The sequence below is a fragment of the Streptococcus sp. S5 genome (genome assembly GCF_034134805.1).
Lineage (GTDB): Bacteria > Bacillota > Bacilli > Lactobacillales > Streptococcaceae > Streptococcus > Streptococcus lingualis.
This window is the reverse complement of record NZ_CP139419.1, coordinates 1,551,592-1,567,665: the sequence shown is the minus strand read 5'-3', so window position 1 is coordinate 1,567,665 and position 16,074 is coordinate 1,551,592. Positions and strand designations below refer to the sequence as shown.

The window sequence follows — 16,074 nt, the reverse complement described above, 5'->3', positions numbered from 1 at the left end:
CTGATTTGCTAAGTTATTGTGGAATGAAGGTGAAGTCATGATTAAATTAGTGAATGTTACTAAATGTTTTAGTGATGGATCGAATGTCAGATATATTTTCAAAAATTGTAATTTTGAATTTAAAAAAGGTAGCACGACTGCAATAGTTGGCCGTTCTGGATTAGGAAAAACTACTCTTGTTAAATTAATATTAGGGATTACCAGTTTAAATGAGGGGGATATCTTAGTCTGTGGTAGTTCCATTTTAGATATGAAAAATTTGAGTAAGGTAAGGCGTAGGAATATTGGCTGTGTCTTCCAAAACTTTAATTTGATTTCAGGTTTCACGGTGAAAGAGAATATTCTACTTCCAAGATATTTTTTTGAAAATGGAGAGAATAACATTAACGAAATTTGTAACACTCTAGGTCTTTCAAAGGAAATGTTAAGCAAGAGTATTGATAAGATTAGTGGAGGTGAAAAACAAAGAGTTGCCTTGGCAAGAGCTCTTATTAATAATCCAGAAATATTGATAGCAGATGAACCTACTGGTAATTTAGACGCTGCTAACGAACAAAATATAATAGAATTGTTGAAGCGGATCAATGAGGAGTTAGGTATCACGATTATAATAGTAACTCATAGTGATAAGGTGGCGAATAGTATGCAGTCTATTTGCACAGTTGTTGATGGCAAAATTGAGTACGTAAGGAGATGATAAAATGAATCATTCCATATTATTCATTGCTAAAAGAGATTTAGAAGTTAACAAACGAAGATATAGATTAGTTCGACTGTCAATAGCGATCTCTGTTTTGCTAATTGTTTTAGTGATGCTCATTTCTAATTCTTTCTATAATAAAATGATTAAAGAAATGACTGTAGCAAATAAAAATGTTGTTACTGTTGCCTTTGGTAATAAAGAAAATTCTCTGAATTATAAAGCTTTACCTTTATTTTCTAGTGATGATATTGATCGAGTTAAAAAAATTGATGAAGTAAAAAATATTACAGGTGTGAAACTACTATTTACGGATGATATCAAATTCCAAAATGGCAAAACATCGGTTTCCAATACCATCCATTGTTTAGAAGAAAAGTATTTAAAAAACCTGAATATTAGAATTGCTGAAGGGAAATTTCCAGAGAAGGACAATGAAATATTAATCGGAGATTCCGTACACAAGGCTACATCAATGAATGTCGGAGATACGGTGACTATTAAGATTGATAATCATTATGAAAAGTTTGTAATTTCTGGCATTATAGACAAGCAAGAAGCGCAGTTATTTTCTACCTTGCCAACAGAAATAAATCAAATGATGGCAATCAATGTAAAAAGTAGTAGCGTTTCATCAAATAAGTATTACTATCTGAATGCTACTGTAAAAAATGGAACCGATTTAAATGAAGTAGCAAACAAGATAGAAAAGACTGTTTTAAAAAATGAAAATTTAAAACAATCTTTATCAGGAACAGGATTAGATGTTGTTGTAGCAACACAACAGGATGTTATCAATATGCTATCCAGATGGTTTTCCTACATCGACCTTTTTATCCTCTTAATCATAGTTCTTATCTCTATTGTAGCGATTATTAATATCATCAATATTCTAGCTATTACCATTCAGGAGAATCATAAACAGATCGCAACTTTTAAAATCATCGGTGCATCTGATCGACAGATAAAAAGAATATATTTATTTGAAAGCTTTATGATGGGAGTACGAGGTACAAGCGCGGGATTGGTGATAGGAATTGCTATTTCTTATTTGATCATCTTTTTGAGTGGATTACCACTAGATATTGAACTTACCAGATTGTTGTTCCCGGTATTAATAGGGATACTCACTTCAGTTTTTGCAGGATTATTGGTATCTAGAAAAATTATTAAAATTGATATTGAAAAGGTATTAAATCAATAGAGAAGAAATGATTAGGGTCAATAAGAGATGGTGTTGCAAAAAGAATAGCTATACTGGTTTCACTATCGACTGAGCTTTGAATGAAAGTAGAGGATTTGATGGAAATCAAAAAACACTTTGGTGTATACGGAATCTGTCTTCAAGACGGGAAATTACTTTGCATTGAAAAAACAAGAGGCCCCTATCAACAGCGTTTTGATCTACCGGGTGGTAGCCAGGAACTAGGGGAAGGGCTGACTGAAACACTCAAGCGAGAAGTTCTGGAAGAGACGGGCTATACGATTAGCAGATACGCTAATCCTAGGATGTATGACGTGATGGTTCAAGAAGAGGGCAAAGATTTCGCTGTACACCATATCATGGCCTTTTATGATATCGTACTCGATTTCGAAGGCCCTCAACAATCCCTTCCTCAGGAGGTTCTTGATGGAAGCAATGATTCAGCAAATGCAGTTTGGTTGAATGTGGAAGAAATTACTGAAGACAATGCTTCTCCTTTAGTATTGAAGGTGAAGGCGGAGTTACGAGGATTTCCAGAATTGGACATGACAAGCTATAGAAATTGGAAGGTGAAAGAAAAGAAGGAGAACAAATGACACCTCAAGAAATGTGGAATGCCTACAAGCAAATCAACCCCTCTATCGGAGATGAGATAGATGCCTGGGCTTTTGGAGTGGACCCAGACCTTTTAGCGGAACTGGTCTTTAAAGGCGAAAAAACAGCAACTGCCTCAGCTTACGATCTTTACGCAGTAGAGGACGAACCCCTTCCCCAAGAAGGAACCTTTGATGTCATTTTAGACAGTAAGGATCAAGCTGTCTGCATTGTCGAAATTACAAAGGTTTCTGTTCAGCCTTTCCATCAAGTGTCAGCTGACCATGCCTATAAGGAAGGTGAAGGAGACAAATCTCTGGCTTATTGGCGTCAGGTTCATGAAGACTTTTTCAAAGACTGCTTTGGAGAAGCAGGTCTGACGTTTACACCTGACAGCAAGGTGGTTTTAGAAGAATTTCGCAAGGTCTATCCATTATAGATACGCTCTCCATTTAGAAAATCAGAAAAGAGAATAACTGTTTTCTATCAAACAATACCTAGTGATTGTGTCAAGCTAAAAATACTGCCCAGTTCTTAGAACTATTAAAAGATTTTTTGAGACTTTCCGCTGTGAGAAAAGCGCTTGAAACCTAAAAGTTTCAAGCGCTCGGGAGTTTTGAAACTTTAGGTTCAAAACTAAATCATGGAACTTCGAAGAAGTTCGCTGATGTCCGTACTCACCCAAGGAAAGTCTCAACGAAGATTTGATCTTAATCTGACTCTCCTTTTTGGAGAGTTTTTTGGTTTGGGTCTTATTTTCCAAAAGGGCTAAAAAATGGTATAATGTAAGCGATATTGTACAGAAAAGAGAAATGTTATGCCAAATTATGCCATTATTTTAGCAGCGGGGAAAGGTACCCGTATGAAATCAGATCTGCCCAAGGTTCTTCACAAGGTTGCAGGGATCTCAATGTTGGAGCATGTCTTCCGTAGTGTTGGAGCAATCTCACCTGAAAAGACGGTAACGGTTGTGGGGCACAAGGCGGAATTGGTGGAGCAAGTCCTAGCTGGACAAACAGAATTTGTTAAGCAAACCGAACAATTGGGAACCGGTCATGCGGTTATGATGGCAGAGCCAGTCTTGGAAGGTCTTGAAGGCCATACTCTTGTCATCGCAGGTGATACTCCTTTGATTACAGGTGAAAGCCTCAAACACTTGATTGACTTTCATATCAACCACAAAAATGTGGCAACCATTTTGACAGCCGAAGCAGCTAATCCATTTGGCTATGGTCGGATTGTCCGCAATGACAATGCGGAAGTGCTTCGAATCGTCGAGCAAAAAGATGCGACAGATTTTGAAAAGCAAATCAAGGAAATCAATACAGGAACTTATGTCTTTGACAATGCACGCCTCTTTGAAGCTTTGAAAAATATAAACACTAACAATGCCCAAGGTGAATACTATATCACGGATGTCATCGGTATTTTCCGTGAAGCTGGTGAAAAAGTTGGGGCTTATACGCTCAAAGACTTTGATGAAAGTCTCGGGGTTAACGACCGCGTTGCCCTTGCAACAGCAGAAGGCATCATGCGTCGTCGCATTAACCAAGCCCACATGGTCAATGGGGTGAGCTTTGTCAATCCGGATGCGGCCTATATCGATGTCGATGTTGAGATCGCACCAGAAGTGCAAATCGAAGCCAATGTTACCTTAAAAGGACACACAAAAATTGGGGCTGAAACAGTCTTAACCAATGGAACCTATATTGTGGACAGTGAAATTGGGGTAGCTGCTGTCATCACTAACTCTATGATTGAAGAGAGCACGGTAGCTGATGGCGTGACGGTAGGACCATACGCTCATATTCGTCCAGGATCTAGCCTCGCCAAAGATGTCCATATTGGAAACTTTGTTGAAGTCAAAGGTTCGTCTATTGGCGAAAATACCAAAGCGGGTCATTTGACCTACATCGGCAACTGCCAAGTCGGCAGCAACGTCAACTTTGGGGCAGGAACTATCACTGTGAATTATGATGGCCAACACAAGTTTAAAACGACGATTGGAAACAATGTCTTTGTCGGATCCAATTCGACGATTATTGCGCCAGTTGAATTAGGCGACAATTCCTTAGTCGGTGCTGGATCAACCATTACCAAGGATGTACCAGCTGATGCGATTGCGATTGGTCGTGGCCGTCAAGTGAATAAAGAAGAGTATGCCCTTCGCTTGCCACACCATCCTAAAAATAAATAGGAGATTCTCATGCAATTTGAAGAAAAAACCATTGAGCGCAAGGAGATTTATCAGGGACCGATTTTCCAAGTGGTCACTGATCAAGTAGAACTACCCGCTGGAAAAGGCCAAGCGCAGCGTGATTTAATCTTCCATAATGGAGCAGTAGCGGTTTTGCCGATCACAGAAGATGGGAAAACGATCTTGGTCAAGCAGTACCGTAAGGCGATTGAAAGGACCTCGGTGGAGATTCCAGCAGGGAAGTTAGAAAAGGGAGAAAACGCAGACCCTAAAGCGGCTGCTCTGCGCGAATTGGAAGAAGAAATTGGCTACACAGCTGATCTAGAGTTGTTGTATGATTTTTATTCAGCCATTGGATTTTGTAATGAGCGGATCAAACTTTATGGTGCGACCAACTTGAAAAAGGTGGAAAATCCACGTCCACAAGATGCGGATGAGACCTTAGAGTTATTAGAAGTGACTTTGAAGGAAGCCAAAGATTTAATCCAAACTGGCGAAGTCTGTGATGCCAAGACCATCATGGCGATCCAATATTGGGACTTAATCAATAAATAGAGGAGGATCCGATGGGAAAACCTTTATTAACCGATGAAATGATTGAACGAGCAAGGCGAGGTGAGGACATCACCGGTCCTAAAATGGTCGATGCGGAAGAGACGAAAATTATTCGGACAGACCACAGAGGATTTGGCTATGAACGTCCTATGAGAGAGAGTCGTAGGGAACGTCCACAAGAGCGTTATTCTCAGGATACTGTGCAGATCCAAGTGGAGCCCACAGTGACCAAGAGTCGTCGCATTGAAGAACGCAAACAAAGTGTGGTCCAATCCAAACTCAATAAGATTTTGTTCTGGATCATTGTGCTCCTCATTGCCTTGATCATTGCTATTTGGCGTTTATAAGGTCGTCACAAGGAGAGAAATGACATGAAAATTGGAATTATCGCAGCCATGCCCCAGGAGTTGAAGATCTTGGTTGAAGCCCTTGAAAATGGGGAAAAGCATCTGCGTCTTGGAAAAGTCTACTATACAGGATCTATTGGACGCCATGAGGTCGTTTTGGTTGAAAGTGGTATCGGAAAAGTCATGTCTGCTATGAGTGTAGCAGTCTTGGCCAATGATTTTAAGGTGGAAGCCATTATCAATACGGGTTCTGCAGGTGCCGTTGCACCGGGAATGGCCGTTGGGGATATCGTCCTTGCGGACAAATTGGCCTATCATGATGTGGATGTGACAGCCTTTGGTTATAAGTATGGTCAAATGGCAGGTCAACCACTTTACTTTGAATCCAGTCGCTATTTCGTATCAGAAATGAAAAAAGTTCTGGAAGAAGAAGCTGCAACCACACATGTAGGCTTGATTACAACAGGAGATAGCTTTATCGCGAGTGAAGAAAAAGTCGCAGCAATTCGGGAGCATTTCCCAGAAGTCTTGGCCGTTGAGATGGAAGGGGCAGCTATTGCCCAAGCCGCTCATGCAGCTGGACGTCCCTTTATGGTTATTCGAGCTATGAGTGATACGGCAGATCACGCAGCCAATATTTCTTTTGATGAATTTATCGTAGAGGCTGGCGAACGCTCTGCTCAAACCCTGATTACCTTCTTGAAGAGATTGGTGTAGAAAAAATATAGGGAGATGGACCATGTATCGTGAATCGTATTTTGATGGAGGCCTATTTTCATATATTGGCCATGTTTTATTAGCAACCTTCATTACAGTATTGACTTTTGGGATTTGTGCTCCTTGGGGCGTGTGCATTATGTATAACTGGAAGGTCAAGCATACCGTGATTGATGGTCGTCGTCAGTACTTTGACGGCACGGCTATGCAGTTATTTGGAAATTGGATCAAATGGTGGTTCTTTACCATCATTACATTTGGGATCTATGTGTTCTGGTTAAATATCAAGGTCACTCAATGGATTACCAAGCATACTCATTTTATAGACTAATTGAAAAGGACTCGTCTACGGACTAGTCCTTTTTTGAAGCCGAATCTTTCAGAAATAGGGAACTTTCATGCTATAATAAAGACTAGTAATGTAAAGGAGAGAATATGGTTTTATCAAAGAAACGGGCACGTCATGTGATTGAAGAAATTATCGCCCTCTTTCCAGATGCTAAGCCAAGTCTGGATTTTCGTAATCATTTTGAATTGTTAGTAGCGGTTATGCTCTCGGCTCAGACGACTGATGCGGCTGTTAACAAAGCGACACCAGGTTTGTTTGCGGCTTTTCCAACCCCGCAAGCCATGGCAGCAGCCAGTGAAGCTGATATCGCCAAGCATATTTCTAAATTAGGCCTCTATCGAAATAAGGCCAAATTTCTCAAAAAATGTGCCCAGCAATTGCTAGATAACTTTGATGGTCAAGTGCCTCAGACTCGTGAAGAGTTAGAAAGTCTAGCAGGAGTAGGACGCAAGACAGCTAATGTGGTTATGAGTGTAGGATTTGGGATTCCAGCTTTTGCTGTCGATACCCATGTGGAGCGGATCTGCAAGCACCATGATATCGTCAAGAAATCAGCGACGCCATTGGAAGTTGAAAAGCGGGTCATGGATGTTCTGCCAAAGAGCGAATGGCTAGCGGCCCATCAAGCCATGATTTATTTTGGACGGGCCATCTGCCATCCTAAAAATCCTGAATGTGACCAGTATCCACAACTCTATCATTTTGATTAGGAATCAGTTCCTCTGCTCGAAAGAGCAGAGGTTCTTTTTTTGTAATGAAACGTATATTTATTAAAAGGATTGAAAGGTGATATCTATGTTGGATCTGGTGGTAGGTGCCTAGACTCCTCTATCCGGCTTCTTTGAGATCGATTTCAAGATGCTTTTTCTTTATATCTTATTATATTCATTCAGAAATAACGAACTTTTTTTAAATAAATTTGGTTTTTTTTAAGAAATAGTGTATAATGGTAGAAAATCTAACATAAGGAGATAGTGATGAAAGCAAAAAAACTGTTAGCTCTTGCAGGAGTTTCTGTTGCAGGTGCCTTTCTTTTAGCAGCATGTGGCGGTGGTAGTAGCAATCAAGCAACCTACTCATTCGTCTATTCAGCAGATCCAAATACCTTGGATTACATCGCTGCAACTCGTACAACAACTTCAGATGTCACAAGTAACCTTGTAGATGGTCTTCTTGAAAACGACCGATACGGAAACTTTGTGCCAAGTCTAGCAGAAGATTGGACTGTCTCTGAAGATGGATTAACCTATACTTACAAACTTCGTAAGGATGCCAAATGGTATACGAGTGAAGGAGAAGAATATGGTGCTGTAACGGCTCAAGACTTTGTTACAGGGATCAAACACGCGGTTGAGTCTAAATCAGAAGGTCTCTTCTTGATTCAAAATTCGATCAAAGGTTTGGATGCCTACGTAAAAGGGGAAACCAAAGACTTTAACACAGTTGGAGTGAAAGCCTTAGATGACCACACCATCCAATATACCTTGGTCCGTCCAGAAAGCTTCTGGAACTCAAAAACAACCTCAGGTGTTCTTTTCCCAGTCAATGCGGATTTCTTGAAATCTCAAGGAAAAGATTTTGGTTCTTTGAAACCTAGCAGCATCTTATACAATGGTCCATATTACCTGAAATCATTGACTTCAAAATCTGAGATTGAATTGGTCAAGAACAAAGACTATTACGATGCGAAAAATGTTCATATCGACAATGTCAAATTGACCTTTAATGATGGATCAAACCCAGATTCTATCATTAAGAACTTTGAAAAAGGTCAATATTCCTTTGCATCTGTTATGCCAAACAGCTCGACTTATAAGAGCGTCAAGAAAAACTTTGGCGACAACATTGTCTACGGTTTGCAATTGGGAACATCCTACTACCTTGGATTCAACTTGGACCGTCAAAAATATGACCACACAGCCAAAACAACGGATGAACAAAAAGCCTCTACCAAGAAAGCAATCTTGAACAAGGACTTCCGTCAAGCGGTGAACTTTGGTTTTGACCGCAAATCTTATGCGGCACAAGTTTCAGGGGCTGATGCGGCTGAAAATACCCTTCGTAGTACCTTGGTGCCACCAACTTATGTCCAAGTCAATGGAGAAGACTTTGGTAAAGTCGTTGAAAAACAATTGGTTACCTATGGGGATCAATGGAAAGGTGTGAGCCTGGACGATGGTCAAACAAGCCTTTACAGCCCAGAAAAAGCCAAGGCTTCATTTGCGAAAGCTAAAGCTGAATTGCAAAAACAAGGAGTTCAATTCCCAATTCATTTGGACTACATTGTTAGCCAAGTGGACAACAGCATGGTCCAACAAGCTAGCTCCTTCAAACAATCTGTAGAGTCAGCGCTTGGTGCAGACAATGTCGTTGTGGACCTTCAAAAGGTATCGGATGATGATTTCCAAAATATCACCTACTTCAGCGATACAGCGGCTGCGAGAGATTACGATATCTCAGGCGGTGGTTGGGCTCCTGACTACCAAGACCCATCGACTTACCTCGAAAGTATCAGCCCAGTAAATGGTTCTGTCTTCTACTATCTTGGTATTGATGCAGGTTCAAACAACCCAGCCATTGCAACAGTTGGTTTGGATCAATACGCTAACATGTTGAAAGACGCAGATGCTGAATTGTTGGATCAAGCAAAACGCTATGAAAAATATGCAGCAGCGCAAGCATGGTTGACAGATAGCTCGATTACGCTTCCAACTGTTTCAAATGGTGGTGCTCCAATGCTTCAACGGACCGTACCATACAGCCGTGCGGCTTCATGGGTTGGTACAAAAGGAACAGGAACATTCTACAAATACCTTGAAATGTCTAAAGATGTTGTCACTACAAAAGACTTTAACAAGGCCAAAGAAGAATGGTTGAAGAAAAAAGCAGAATCCAATAAAAAAGCTCAAGAAGATCTCAAAGATCACATTGAGAAGAAAAAGTAAAAAAATCAATCATTGGTCTATCAATGAAGATAAAAAAGTCGGAGCCGTCATGTGAAGGCTCCGGTTTTTTTATGTCTTGAAAGTCAGTCTGTCTCATTCTATTCACTAAATCTTAAAAAATAGCCATCAGGGTCTAAAACTGCAAATTCATGGGGATAGATATATTGTTCACCAACACGAAATTTTCTTTTGTTATACCCTATGCTTTTTAGTGAAAGCGTTTCCTGTTTTAATTTAAATAAACTATAAAAAATGATATAATACATGTGAGTCAACCACTTTAAGGAGAACAATCCTGATGAAAAACAAAATAATATTAAGCTCTGTAACGCTTCTATCTGCATTTATACTAGCAGCATGCGGAAACGGAGAGAAGAAAGCAACAGAAACTACGGCTGCATCAACGACAAAAGCTCAAACAACAACTCCTGGGTCTTCTTCTAGGGCAAAAGAAATATCCCTTGCAGATACTCAACGTATCGGAAATGAAAATTTTGGTTATATCAATATCCCTAAAGATTGGGTCGTATATAATTTCAAAGCTCAAAGTAGCAAAACTCAAAGTAGCAAAACGCTCAAATATTCATCACCAGACAAACACAATATGTTGTTAATGGAATCAAACACTAAAGATACTGTTGAACTTGGCCCCAACGAAACCTTTGACGCACAGTTACTTGCGGACCGTTTATATAGCTTCTGGGGAAAAGCCAAAAATCAAACTAGTTTAGAAGGTGTAAAAGCTATTTTTGCCAGTGAGGACGCTTTCTTAATAAAAGTAACATTTAAAAATGGGAACATTTTGTACGAATGGGTATTCCAAAAAGGCGATAAAGTATACAATATCACAATCGTAGGTTCAGAAGATATGATTAAAGCCTTAAGACCTGTTCTCGAGCAATCTTGGGGCTTAGATCCAAATATTCCTGGGAAATAATCCCCAAAAGACTAAAAGAGAGTGGGACAGAAATTGGTAATTCGTTAGAATTCGATTTCGTAGTCCCACCTCCGCACAGTTGAGTAGGGCTGTAAAAGCTGATGAAATCAGCGTAGTAGAGCCCACTCAACCACTGCGTCTTGCTCGACAATCCAAAAATAATTGAGAGGCTAGGACTTTTGTCCCAGCCTCTTTCTTTTTTTGTTTCTTTTTCTACTCTAGTGATCTATTTTCTTATTCACTAAATCTTAAAAAATAGCCATCTGGATCTAGAACTGCAAATTCATGGGGATAGATATATTGTTCACCAACACGAAATTTTCTTTTGGTCAAAGGACGATGAATAGGATAGTTAGACTCGATTACTTTTTGATAGAGTCTAGGGACATCTTTTATGCCGAAGGAGATATTAACTCCACGACCAAAGGGGTAGGTCAGTTCAGCTAGTTCCTCCTTACTCCCCTCCTCTATCATTAGCTGGCACTCTTCAAGAGAAAGAAAGAGGAAGTTCTCTTCTGGTCGCCCGTATTCGATGGTAAAACCCAGTAAATCACAGTAGAAGGAACGGGACTGCTCTAAATTCGATACAATAAACTCAGGAATCACTGCATTGAAATTCATAAAGACCATCCTTACAAATCAATTTCTAATACAATTGGTGTATGATCTTGACGAGCGCCTGAGTCAATCATATCTGATTTAGTGACCTTGTCAGCAATGCGGTTTGAGGTTAACCAATAGTCGATTCTCCAGCCCGTATTGTTGATTTTTGAGGTTTTACTTCGTTGTGCCCACCAAGTATAGCGCTCAGGAACATCACCATGTAGGTGACGAAAGGTATCTGTAAATCCTTTGGCCAAAAGATTTGTAAATCCTTCACGTTCTTCGTCTGTGAATCCTGGTGAACGGCGGTTGCTGGCTGGGTTGGCAAGGTCAATTTCCTTGTGGGCAACGTTGTAGTCCCCAGTTGCAAGGACGGTTTTTTCTTTGTCTAATTCAGCCAAATATTCAGCATACTTAACGTCCCAAATTTGACGTTCTTCCAAACGTTTGAGTCCATCACCAGCGTTAGGTGTGTAGACCTGAGTCACGAAAAATTCATCAAATTCCAAAGTAATGATCCGACCTTCCAAGTCCATGGTCGAAGGAGCTCCGATTTCTGGGAAAGTCACAACTGGTGTGAGCTCTTTTTTATAGAGGAACATGGTTCCAGCGTAGCCTTTACGAGCCGGTTCTTGAGAAGAGCGCCAGGTGTTTTCGTAGCCAGGGAAGAGCTCCTCAAGGATTTCGAGGTGTTTTTTAGTAGGACCTTTGGCGGATAACTTGGTTTCTTGAATGGCAATGATATCCGCATCCTCAGAAACCAAGGTTTGGAGGACTTCTTGAGAGAGTTTGGCGCGTGCTGAATCACTAGTTAATGCAGCATTAAGCGAGTCGATATTCCATGAAATGAGTTTCATTGTATTTCCTTTTCTTGACATGATAGATAATTTTATTATAACAAAAAATATATTTTTTTCTGATTAGAATGCCTTGAATTCTCCCCTGAAATCTATTATAATAGATTGAATTCATTTGGAGAAAGGGAGTTCATTATGAAATTTTACTCTTATGACTATGTATTGAGTCAGATCAGTCAGCAAAATTGGGTGACCATTGTGATCTCTGGTTTGCTCATTCTACTGACTGGTTTTTTTGCGGTGAAAGCCTATCGGGAGAAGCACGATAGCAAATTCCGCGAATTATCTATTATCTCCATTTTAACTCTGGTGGCAGTGGTCTTGATCAGTATCAGCAATTTCCAAAATAGCCAAAGTAATAATGATCAGTTCCAACGCTCACTCCATTTTATTGAGGTCATCTCAAAGGAGTTGGATGTCAAAAAAGAAGATGTCTATGTCAATACTTCAGCAGCCACAGATGGGGCGATCCTGAAGGTTGGAGAGGTTTATTACCGAGCTATCGCAGGCTCTGACCCAGATAGCTACCTATTAGAAAAGATGGATCTGTGTAAAACAGACGTGGAACTTGTGGAGGTGAACAAATGACAGTAGATTTTTTAGCCATTTTGATTAAATTAGCTATCGGCTTGATTTCCTTGGTATTTGTAATCAATGTGACCGGGAAAGGAAACTTAGCACCAAGTTCTGCAGTAGACCAGATACAGAACTTTGTTCTGGGGGGAATTATTGGTGGGGTGATTTACAATAGCTCCATTACCATTCTTCAATACATTGTGATTCTCTTGATGTGGACTATTTTGATCTTACTCTTAAAATGGCTCAATACCAATGTCCGTTTTATGAAGCACTTGATCGATGGCAAACCAACTGTCATTATCAAAAATGGGAAGCTTGATCCGGAAGCTTGTCGATCCAAGGGACTTTCTGCTTCAGACGTTGCCTTGAAATTGCGTTCACAAGGAATTTTCCAATTAAAGGGAGTGAAACGAGCTGTCATTGAACAAAACGGTCAAATGATCGTTGTCCGTGCGGGGGATGAAAATCCTAAATACCCAATCATTACGGATGGTGTGGTTCAGCTTGAAATTTTGGAAACAATTGGGAAAAGTGAAGAGTGGTTGCTAGCTGAATTGGAAAAAGAAGGCTATGACAACGTTTTGGACATTTTCATTGCTGAGTATGACAAAGGAAAAATCAATGTTGTGACCTATTAAAAGAAGAGATTGGACGAGCCTGTCCAATCTTTTTTCTTTATAAAATTCCAGGAAAGGCCTCTTCCTTTTCTTGAGATACTCTGGGAAAAATAGTAAAATGGAAGGTAAGTGTTCATTAGAAAAGAAGGATAGAAAATTTCATGAAGAAGAAAATACGGAAGTTTGAGAATCATTCGATTACACGCAGACTCTACCTGCTGTTTAGTTTGATTTGCCTTCTTTTTTTGGTGCTGATTGCCCGACTTGGCTATATGCAGATCACTCACCAAGCCTACTATACGGATAAATTGGCAAAAGCTACGAAAAAGACGGTCAAACAAGGAAGTGTGCGAGGGCAAATCTATGATGCTTCTGGTAAGCCCTTGGTGGAAAATGTGGGAAAACAAGTCCTGACCTTTACGCGCGATCGTAAAATGACGGCACAAGAAATGCGAGAGACAGCAGGGAAACTCCTGCAGTATGTCGACGTAGAAAATCCTCAAGTGACTGAACGACAAGAAGTGGATTACTATCTAGCTAATACCAAGGTCTACCAAGAGGTCGTGGAACACCTACCTGAGAAAAAGAAATTTGATACCGATGGCAACCGCCTGCCGGAAGCCAAGATTTATCAAGCGGCAGTGGATAGTATCGACCCTTCAAAACTCGGCTATACAGATGATGAGAAAAAGATTATTTATCTCTATAGCCAGATGAATGCGGTAGAGAATTTTGCGACGGGGATTATTTCGACGCAAGTACTAGGAGCTGAACAGATTGCGACCATCGCTGCGGACAGTCAGGACCTTCCGGGAATTGCCATCACGACTAGCTGGGACCGCAAGGTTTTGGACACTCCTTTAGCTTCTATTATTGGAAACGTATCGACCGAGCAGGCGGGGCTTCCAGCAGAAGAGGTTGAGGACTATGTCAAAAAAGGTTATGCTCTCAATGACCGGGTTGGTACCTCTTATCTCGAAAAGGAATACGAAAACGTCCTTCAAGGCAAACGCAGTGAAAAAGAAATTCTCCTAGATAAAAATGGCAACATGGAGAAAGTGGTCGATGTTTCAAAAGGGGCCAAAGGAGAAAACCTCAAGCTCTCGATTGATTTAGATTTCCAAAAAGGAGTGGAAGATATCCTTCGCTCCGCCTTTAGCGCAGAGTTGCAAGCTGGAAATGCGACCTACTCCGAAGGTGTCTATGCCGTAGCTCTGGAACCCGATACAGGGAAGGTCCTTGCTATGGCAGGGATTAAACACCAGGCTGGTAGTCAAGATCTATCAGCAGATGCGTTGGGAACAGTCACCAACGTCTTCGTCCCAGGATCTGTGGTCAAAGGAGCGACCTTGACTTCTGGATGGGAAAATGGAGCCATTTCTGGGAATCAGGTTCTGACCGATCAGCCGATTGTTTTTGCAGGATCAGCTCCTATCAATTCTTGGTTTACCCAATACGGTAGTCGTTCCATCAATGCGGTGGAAGCATTGGAATACTCTTCTAATACCTATATGGTCCAAATTGCCCTTAAGATGATGGGGCAACCTTACACCCCAAACATGACCTTGCAAGTGGATCAGGTTGAACCTGCCATGAAAAAACTGCGCTCTACTTTTGAAGAGTATGGTCTTGGAACATCAACGGGGATTGACCTTCCCAATGAATCGACTGGTTTTATTCCAAAAGACTACACAGTCGGCAATTATTTGACCAATGCCTTTGGCCAGTTTGACAACTATACACCGATGCAATTGGCCCAGTATGCGGCAACCGTTGCAAATGATGGGAAGAGGGTGAGTCCTCATGTCGTCGAAGGCATCTATGACAATAATGATCAAGGGGGCCTTGGTCAGTTGAAAAAAGCGATCGAAACCAAGGAGCTCAATCAGGTCCATATCTCAGCGGAGGACATGGCTTTGATCAAGCAAGGGTTCTATCAGGTTGCGAATGGTACGAGTGGGTTGACGACAGGGAAAACTGTTGGTCAAGGTGCCAGTGTCTCCATTAGTGCCAAGACAGGTACGGCCGAAACCACAGTCGATGGAGGCAAACAAGCCATTAATACCAATGTGGTGGCTTATGCACCGTCAAACAATCCAAAGATTGCGGTAGCGGTGGTCTTTCCACATAATACCAATCTACAAGCGACAGTCAGTCATTCCATTACACGTGACATTATTAACTTATACAATCAGAAACACCCGATGAATTAGAAAGGAAACTATGCTTTATCCAGCACCTATTGCAAAATTAATTGACAGCTATTCGAAGTTGCCAGGAATTGGGATCAAAACAGCGACTCGTCTGGCTTTTTACACCATTGGTATGTCAGATGATGATGTCAATGAATTTGCCAAGAACTTACTGAATGCCAAGCGTGAGCTAGGGTATTGCAGTATTTGTGGCAATTTAACCGATGAAGAAACCTGCGAGATTTGTCGAGATGAAACGCGGGATCCATCCCTCATTCTGGTTGTAGAAGATAGCCGGGATGTATCTGCTATGGAAAATATCCAGGAATACCATGGTCGCTATCATGTCTTGCATGGCTTGATCTCGCCCATGAATGGCGTGGGACCCGATGACATCAATCTCAAGACTTTGATTGGTCGCTTGATGGATGGAACAGTCACAGAGGTCATTGTTGCGACCAATGCGACAGCAGACGGGGAAGCGACATCTATGTATATCTCGCGCGTGCTCAAACCTGCAGGGATCAAAGTAACCCGTTTGGCACGTGGTCTGGCAGTTGGAGCCGATATCGAGTATGCGGACGAAGTGACCTTGCTTCGTGCGATCGAAAATCGGACAGAATTATAAGAGAAGTTCTTTCGAAAGGGCTATCATTGTGGTATACTATCAAGTAAGAAATC

General features: G+C 41.0%; 18 protein-coding genes and 1 pseudogene. 16 read left to right on the top strand and 3 right to left on the bottom strand.

The window, feature by feature from the left end; translation table 11 throughout:
* Positions 1 to 37: 37 nt before the first annotated feature.
* The 11 genes from SM123_RS07505 (at position 38) to SM123_RS07455 (ending at position 9,608) form a co-directional block, all read left to right on the top strand.
* A complete protein-coding gene (locus tag SM123_RS07505; RefSeq protein ID WP_024055043.1) occupies positions 38 to 697 on the top strand; it encodes an ABC transporter ATP-binding protein in 660 nt (219 codons plus the stop codon).
* Between the two features lie 4 nt (positions 698 to 701).
* A complete protein-coding gene (locus SM123_RS07500) occupies positions 702 to 1,904 on the top strand; it encodes an ABC transporter permease (RefSeq protein WP_320909355.1) in 1,203 nt (400 codons plus the stop codon).
* A 98-nt stretch (positions 1,905 to 2,002) separates the two neighbouring features.
* Positions 2,003 to 2,500 (top strand): NUDIX hydrolase, encoded by a 498-nt coding sequence (locus SM123_RS07495; RefSeq protein ID WP_320909354.1) that lies wholly within the window; start codon positions 2,003 to 2,005, stop codon positions 2,498 to 2,500.
* Positions 2,497 to 2,937 (top strand): ASCH domain-containing protein, encoded by a 441-nt coding sequence (locus SM123_RS07490; RefSeq protein ID WP_320909353.1) that lies wholly within the window; start codon positions 2,497 to 2,499, stop codon positions 2,935 to 2,937. Before SM123_RS07495 ends, SM123_RS07490 begins: the two co-directional genes overlap by 4 nt.
* A 378-nt stretch (positions 2,938 to 3,315) precedes the next feature.
* Positions 3,316 to 4,695 (top strand): bifunctional UDP-N-acetylglucosamine diphosphorylase/glucosamine-1-phosphate N-acetyltransferase GlmU, encoded by a 1,380-nt coding sequence (gene glmU, locus SM123_RS07485; protein WP_320909352.1) that lies wholly within the window; start codon positions 3,316 to 3,318, stop codon positions 4,693 to 4,695.
* Between the two features lie 9 nt (positions 4,696 to 4,704).
* Positions 4,705 to 5,250: an NUDIX hydrolase gene (locus SM123_RS07480; RefSeq protein WP_223325331.1), complete on the top strand. Its 546-nt coding sequence runs from the start codon at positions 4,705 to 4,707 to the stop codon at positions 5,248 to 5,250.
* 11 nt (positions 5,251 to 5,261) lie between these two features.
* On the top strand, positions 5,262 to 5,597 hold the full coding sequence (gene macP, locus SM123_RS07475) for a cell wall synthase accessory phosphoprotein MacP (protein ID WP_070589511.1): 336 nt from the start codon (positions 5,262 to 5,264) through the stop codon (positions 5,595 to 5,597).
* A gap of 24 nt (positions 5,598 to 5,621) precedes the next feature.
* The gene (locus SM123_RS07470) at positions 5,622 to 6,314 is read left to right on the top strand and encodes a 5'-methylthioadenosine/adenosylhomocysteine nucleosidase (RefSeq protein ID WP_021152843.1); all 693 of its coding nucleotides are present in this window, start codon (positions 5,622 to 5,624) and stop codon (positions 6,312 to 6,314) included.
* A 22-nt stretch (positions 6,315 to 6,336) separates the two neighbouring features.
* Positions 6,337 to 6,645, top strand: coding sequence for a YjgN family protein (locus tag SM123_RS07465; protein ID WP_070594428.1), 309 nt, complete (start codon positions 6,337 to 6,339; stop codon positions 6,643 to 6,645).
* A gap of 104 nt (positions 6,646 to 6,749) precedes the next feature.
* Positions 6,750 to 7,373 carry an endonuclease III gene (gene nth, locus SM123_RS07460; RefSeq protein WP_003006251.1) on the top strand — a complete coding sequence of 208 codons (624 nt, stop codon included), beginning with the start codon at positions 6,750 to 6,752 and terminating at the stop codon, positions 7,371 to 7,373.
* A 267-nt stretch (positions 7,374 to 7,640) separates the two neighbouring features.
* Positions 7,641 to 9,608 (top strand): peptide ABC transporter substrate-binding protein, encoded by a 1,968-nt coding sequence (locus SM123_RS07455; RefSeq protein ID WP_320909351.1) that lies wholly within the window; start codon positions 7,641 to 7,643, stop codon positions 9,606 to 9,608.
* Positions 9,609 to 9,706: 98 nt separating this feature from the next.
* Here SM123_RS07455 and SM123_RS07450 read toward each other — a convergent pair.
* Positions 9,707 to 9,799, bottom strand: a pseudogene (locus tag SM123_RS07450) (bleomycin resistance protein); the annotation flags it as partial.
* Positions 9,800 to 9,906: 107 nt separating this feature from the next.
* Here SM123_RS07450 and SM123_RS07445 point away from each other — a divergent pair.
* A complete protein-coding gene (locus SM123_RS07445; protein WP_023917595.1) occupies positions 9,907 to 10,545 on the top strand; it encodes a hypothetical protein in 639 nt (212 codons plus the stop codon).
* 234 nt (positions 10,546 to 10,779) lie between these two features.
* Here SM123_RS07445 and SM123_RS07440 read toward each other — a convergent pair whose 3' ends face one another.
* Positions 10,780 to 11,166, bottom strand: a complete 387-nt coding sequence (locus SM123_RS07440) for a bleomycin resistance protein (protein ID WP_004219638.1) — start codon at positions 11,164 to 11,166, stop codon at positions 10,780 to 10,782.
* A gap of 11 nt (positions 11,167 to 11,177) precedes the next feature.
* Complete coding sequence (locus SM123_RS07435; RefSeq protein WP_049522944.1) at positions 11,178 to 12,005, bottom strand: exodeoxyribonuclease III; 828 nt, start codon at positions 12,003 to 12,005, stop codon at positions 11,178 to 11,180.
* A gap of 135 nt (positions 12,006 to 12,140) precedes the next feature.
* Between SM123_RS07435 and SM123_RS07430 the strand changes: the two genes are divergently transcribed.
* The 4 genes from SM123_RS07430 to recR all read left to right on the top strand — a co-directional run bounded on the left by SM123_RS07430 (position 12,141) and on the right by recR (position 16,021).
* On the top strand, positions 12,141 to 12,593 hold the full coding sequence (locus tag SM123_RS07430) for a DUF3290 family protein (protein ID WP_320909350.1): 453 nt from the start codon (positions 12,141 to 12,143) through the stop codon (positions 12,591 to 12,593).
* Positions 12,590 to 13,222, top strand: a complete 633-nt coding sequence (locus tag SM123_RS07425; RefSeq protein ID WP_049515494.1) for a DUF421 domain-containing protein — start codon at positions 12,590 to 12,592, stop codon at positions 13,220 to 13,222. Before SM123_RS07430 ends, SM123_RS07425 begins: the two co-directional genes overlap by 4 nt.
* A 140-nt stretch (positions 13,223 to 13,362) precedes the next feature.
* A complete protein-coding gene (gene pbp2b / locus SM123_RS07420) occupies positions 13,363 to 15,414 on the top strand; it encodes a penicillin-binding protein PBP2B (protein WP_320909349.1) in 2,052 nt (683 codons plus the stop codon).
* Positions 15,415 to 15,424: 10 nt separating this feature from the next.
* Positions 15,425 to 16,021: a recombination mediator RecR gene (recR, locus tag SM123_RS07415; RefSeq protein ID WP_070845403.1), complete on the top strand. Its 597-nt coding sequence runs from the start codon at positions 15,425 to 15,427 to the stop codon at positions 16,019 to 16,021.
* Positions 16,022 to 16,074: the final 53 nt, after the last annotated feature.

What these genes read in the sequence shown, in the direction of transcription:
- SM123_RS07455 (WP_320909351.1), top strand. Translation starts at nt 7,641, where the DNA reads ATGAAAGCAAAAAAACTGTTAGCTCTTGCAGGAGTTTCTGTTGCAGGT.
- glmU (WP_320909352.1), top strand. Translation starts at nt 3,316, where the DNA reads ATGCCAAATTATGCCATTATTTTAGCAGCGGGGAAAGGTACCCGTATG.
- SM123_RS07490 (WP_320909353.1), top strand. Translation starts at nt 2,497, where the DNA reads ATGACACCTCAAGAAATGTGGAATGCCTACAAGCAAATCAACCCCTCT.
- SM123_RS07480 (WP_223325331.1), top strand. Translation starts at nt 4,705, where the DNA reads ATGCAATTTGAAGAAAAAACCATTGAGCGCAAGGAGATTTATCAGGGA.
- macP (WP_070589511.1), top strand. Translation starts at nt 5,262, where the DNA reads ATGGGAAAACCTTTATTAACCGATGAAATGATTGAACGAGCAAGGCGA.
- recR (WP_070845403.1), top strand. Translation starts at nt 15,425, where the DNA reads ATGCTTTATCCAGCACCTATTGCAAAATTAATTGACAGCTATTCGAAG.
- SM123_RS07445 (WP_023917595.1), top strand. Translation starts at nt 9,907, where the DNA reads ATGAAAAACAAAATAATATTAAGCTCTGTAACGCTTCTATCTGCATTT.
- SM123_RS07430 (WP_320909350.1), top strand. Translation starts at nt 12,141, where the DNA reads ATGAAATTTTACTCTTATGACTATGTATTGAGTCAGATCAGTCAGCAA.
- SM123_RS07470 (WP_021152843.1), top strand. Translation starts at nt 5,622, where the DNA reads ATGAAAATTGGAATTATCGCAGCCATGCCCCAGGAGTTGAAGATCTTG.
- SM123_RS07435 (WP_049522944.1), bottom strand. Translation starts at nt 12,005, where the DNA reads ATGAAACTCATTTCATGGAATATCGACTCGCTTAATGCTGCATTAACT.
- pbp2b (WP_320909349.1), top strand. Translation starts at nt 13,363, where the DNA reads ATGAAGAAGAAAATACGGAAGTTTGAGAATCATTCGATTACACGCAGA.
- SM123_RS07505 (WP_024055043.1), top strand. Translation starts at nt 38, where the DNA reads ATGATTAAATTAGTGAATGTTACTAAATGTTTTAGTGATGGATCGAAT.
- SM123_RS07465 (WP_070594428.1), top strand. Translation starts at nt 6,337, where the DNA reads ATGTATCGTGAATCGTATTTTGATGGAGGCCTATTTTCATATATTGGC.
- SM123_RS07495 (WP_320909354.1), top strand. Translation starts at nt 2,003, where the DNA reads ATGGAAATCAAAAAACACTTTGGTGTATACGGAATCTGTCTTCAAGAC.
- SM123_RS07425 (WP_049515494.1), top strand. Translation starts at nt 12,590, where the DNA reads ATGACAGTAGATTTTTTAGCCATTTTGATTAAATTAGCTATCGGCTTG.
- nth (WP_003006251.1), top strand. Translation starts at nt 6,750, where the DNA reads ATGGTTTTATCAAAGAAACGGGCACGTCATGTGATTGAAGAAATTATC.
- SM123_RS07440 (WP_004219638.1), bottom strand. Translation starts at nt 11,166, where the DNA reads ATGAATTTCAATGCAGTGATTCCTGAGTTTATTGTATCGAATTTAGAG.
- SM123_RS07500 (WP_320909355.1), top strand. Translation starts at nt 702, where the DNA reads ATGAATCATTCCATATTATTCATTGCTAAAAGAGATTTAGAAGTTAAC.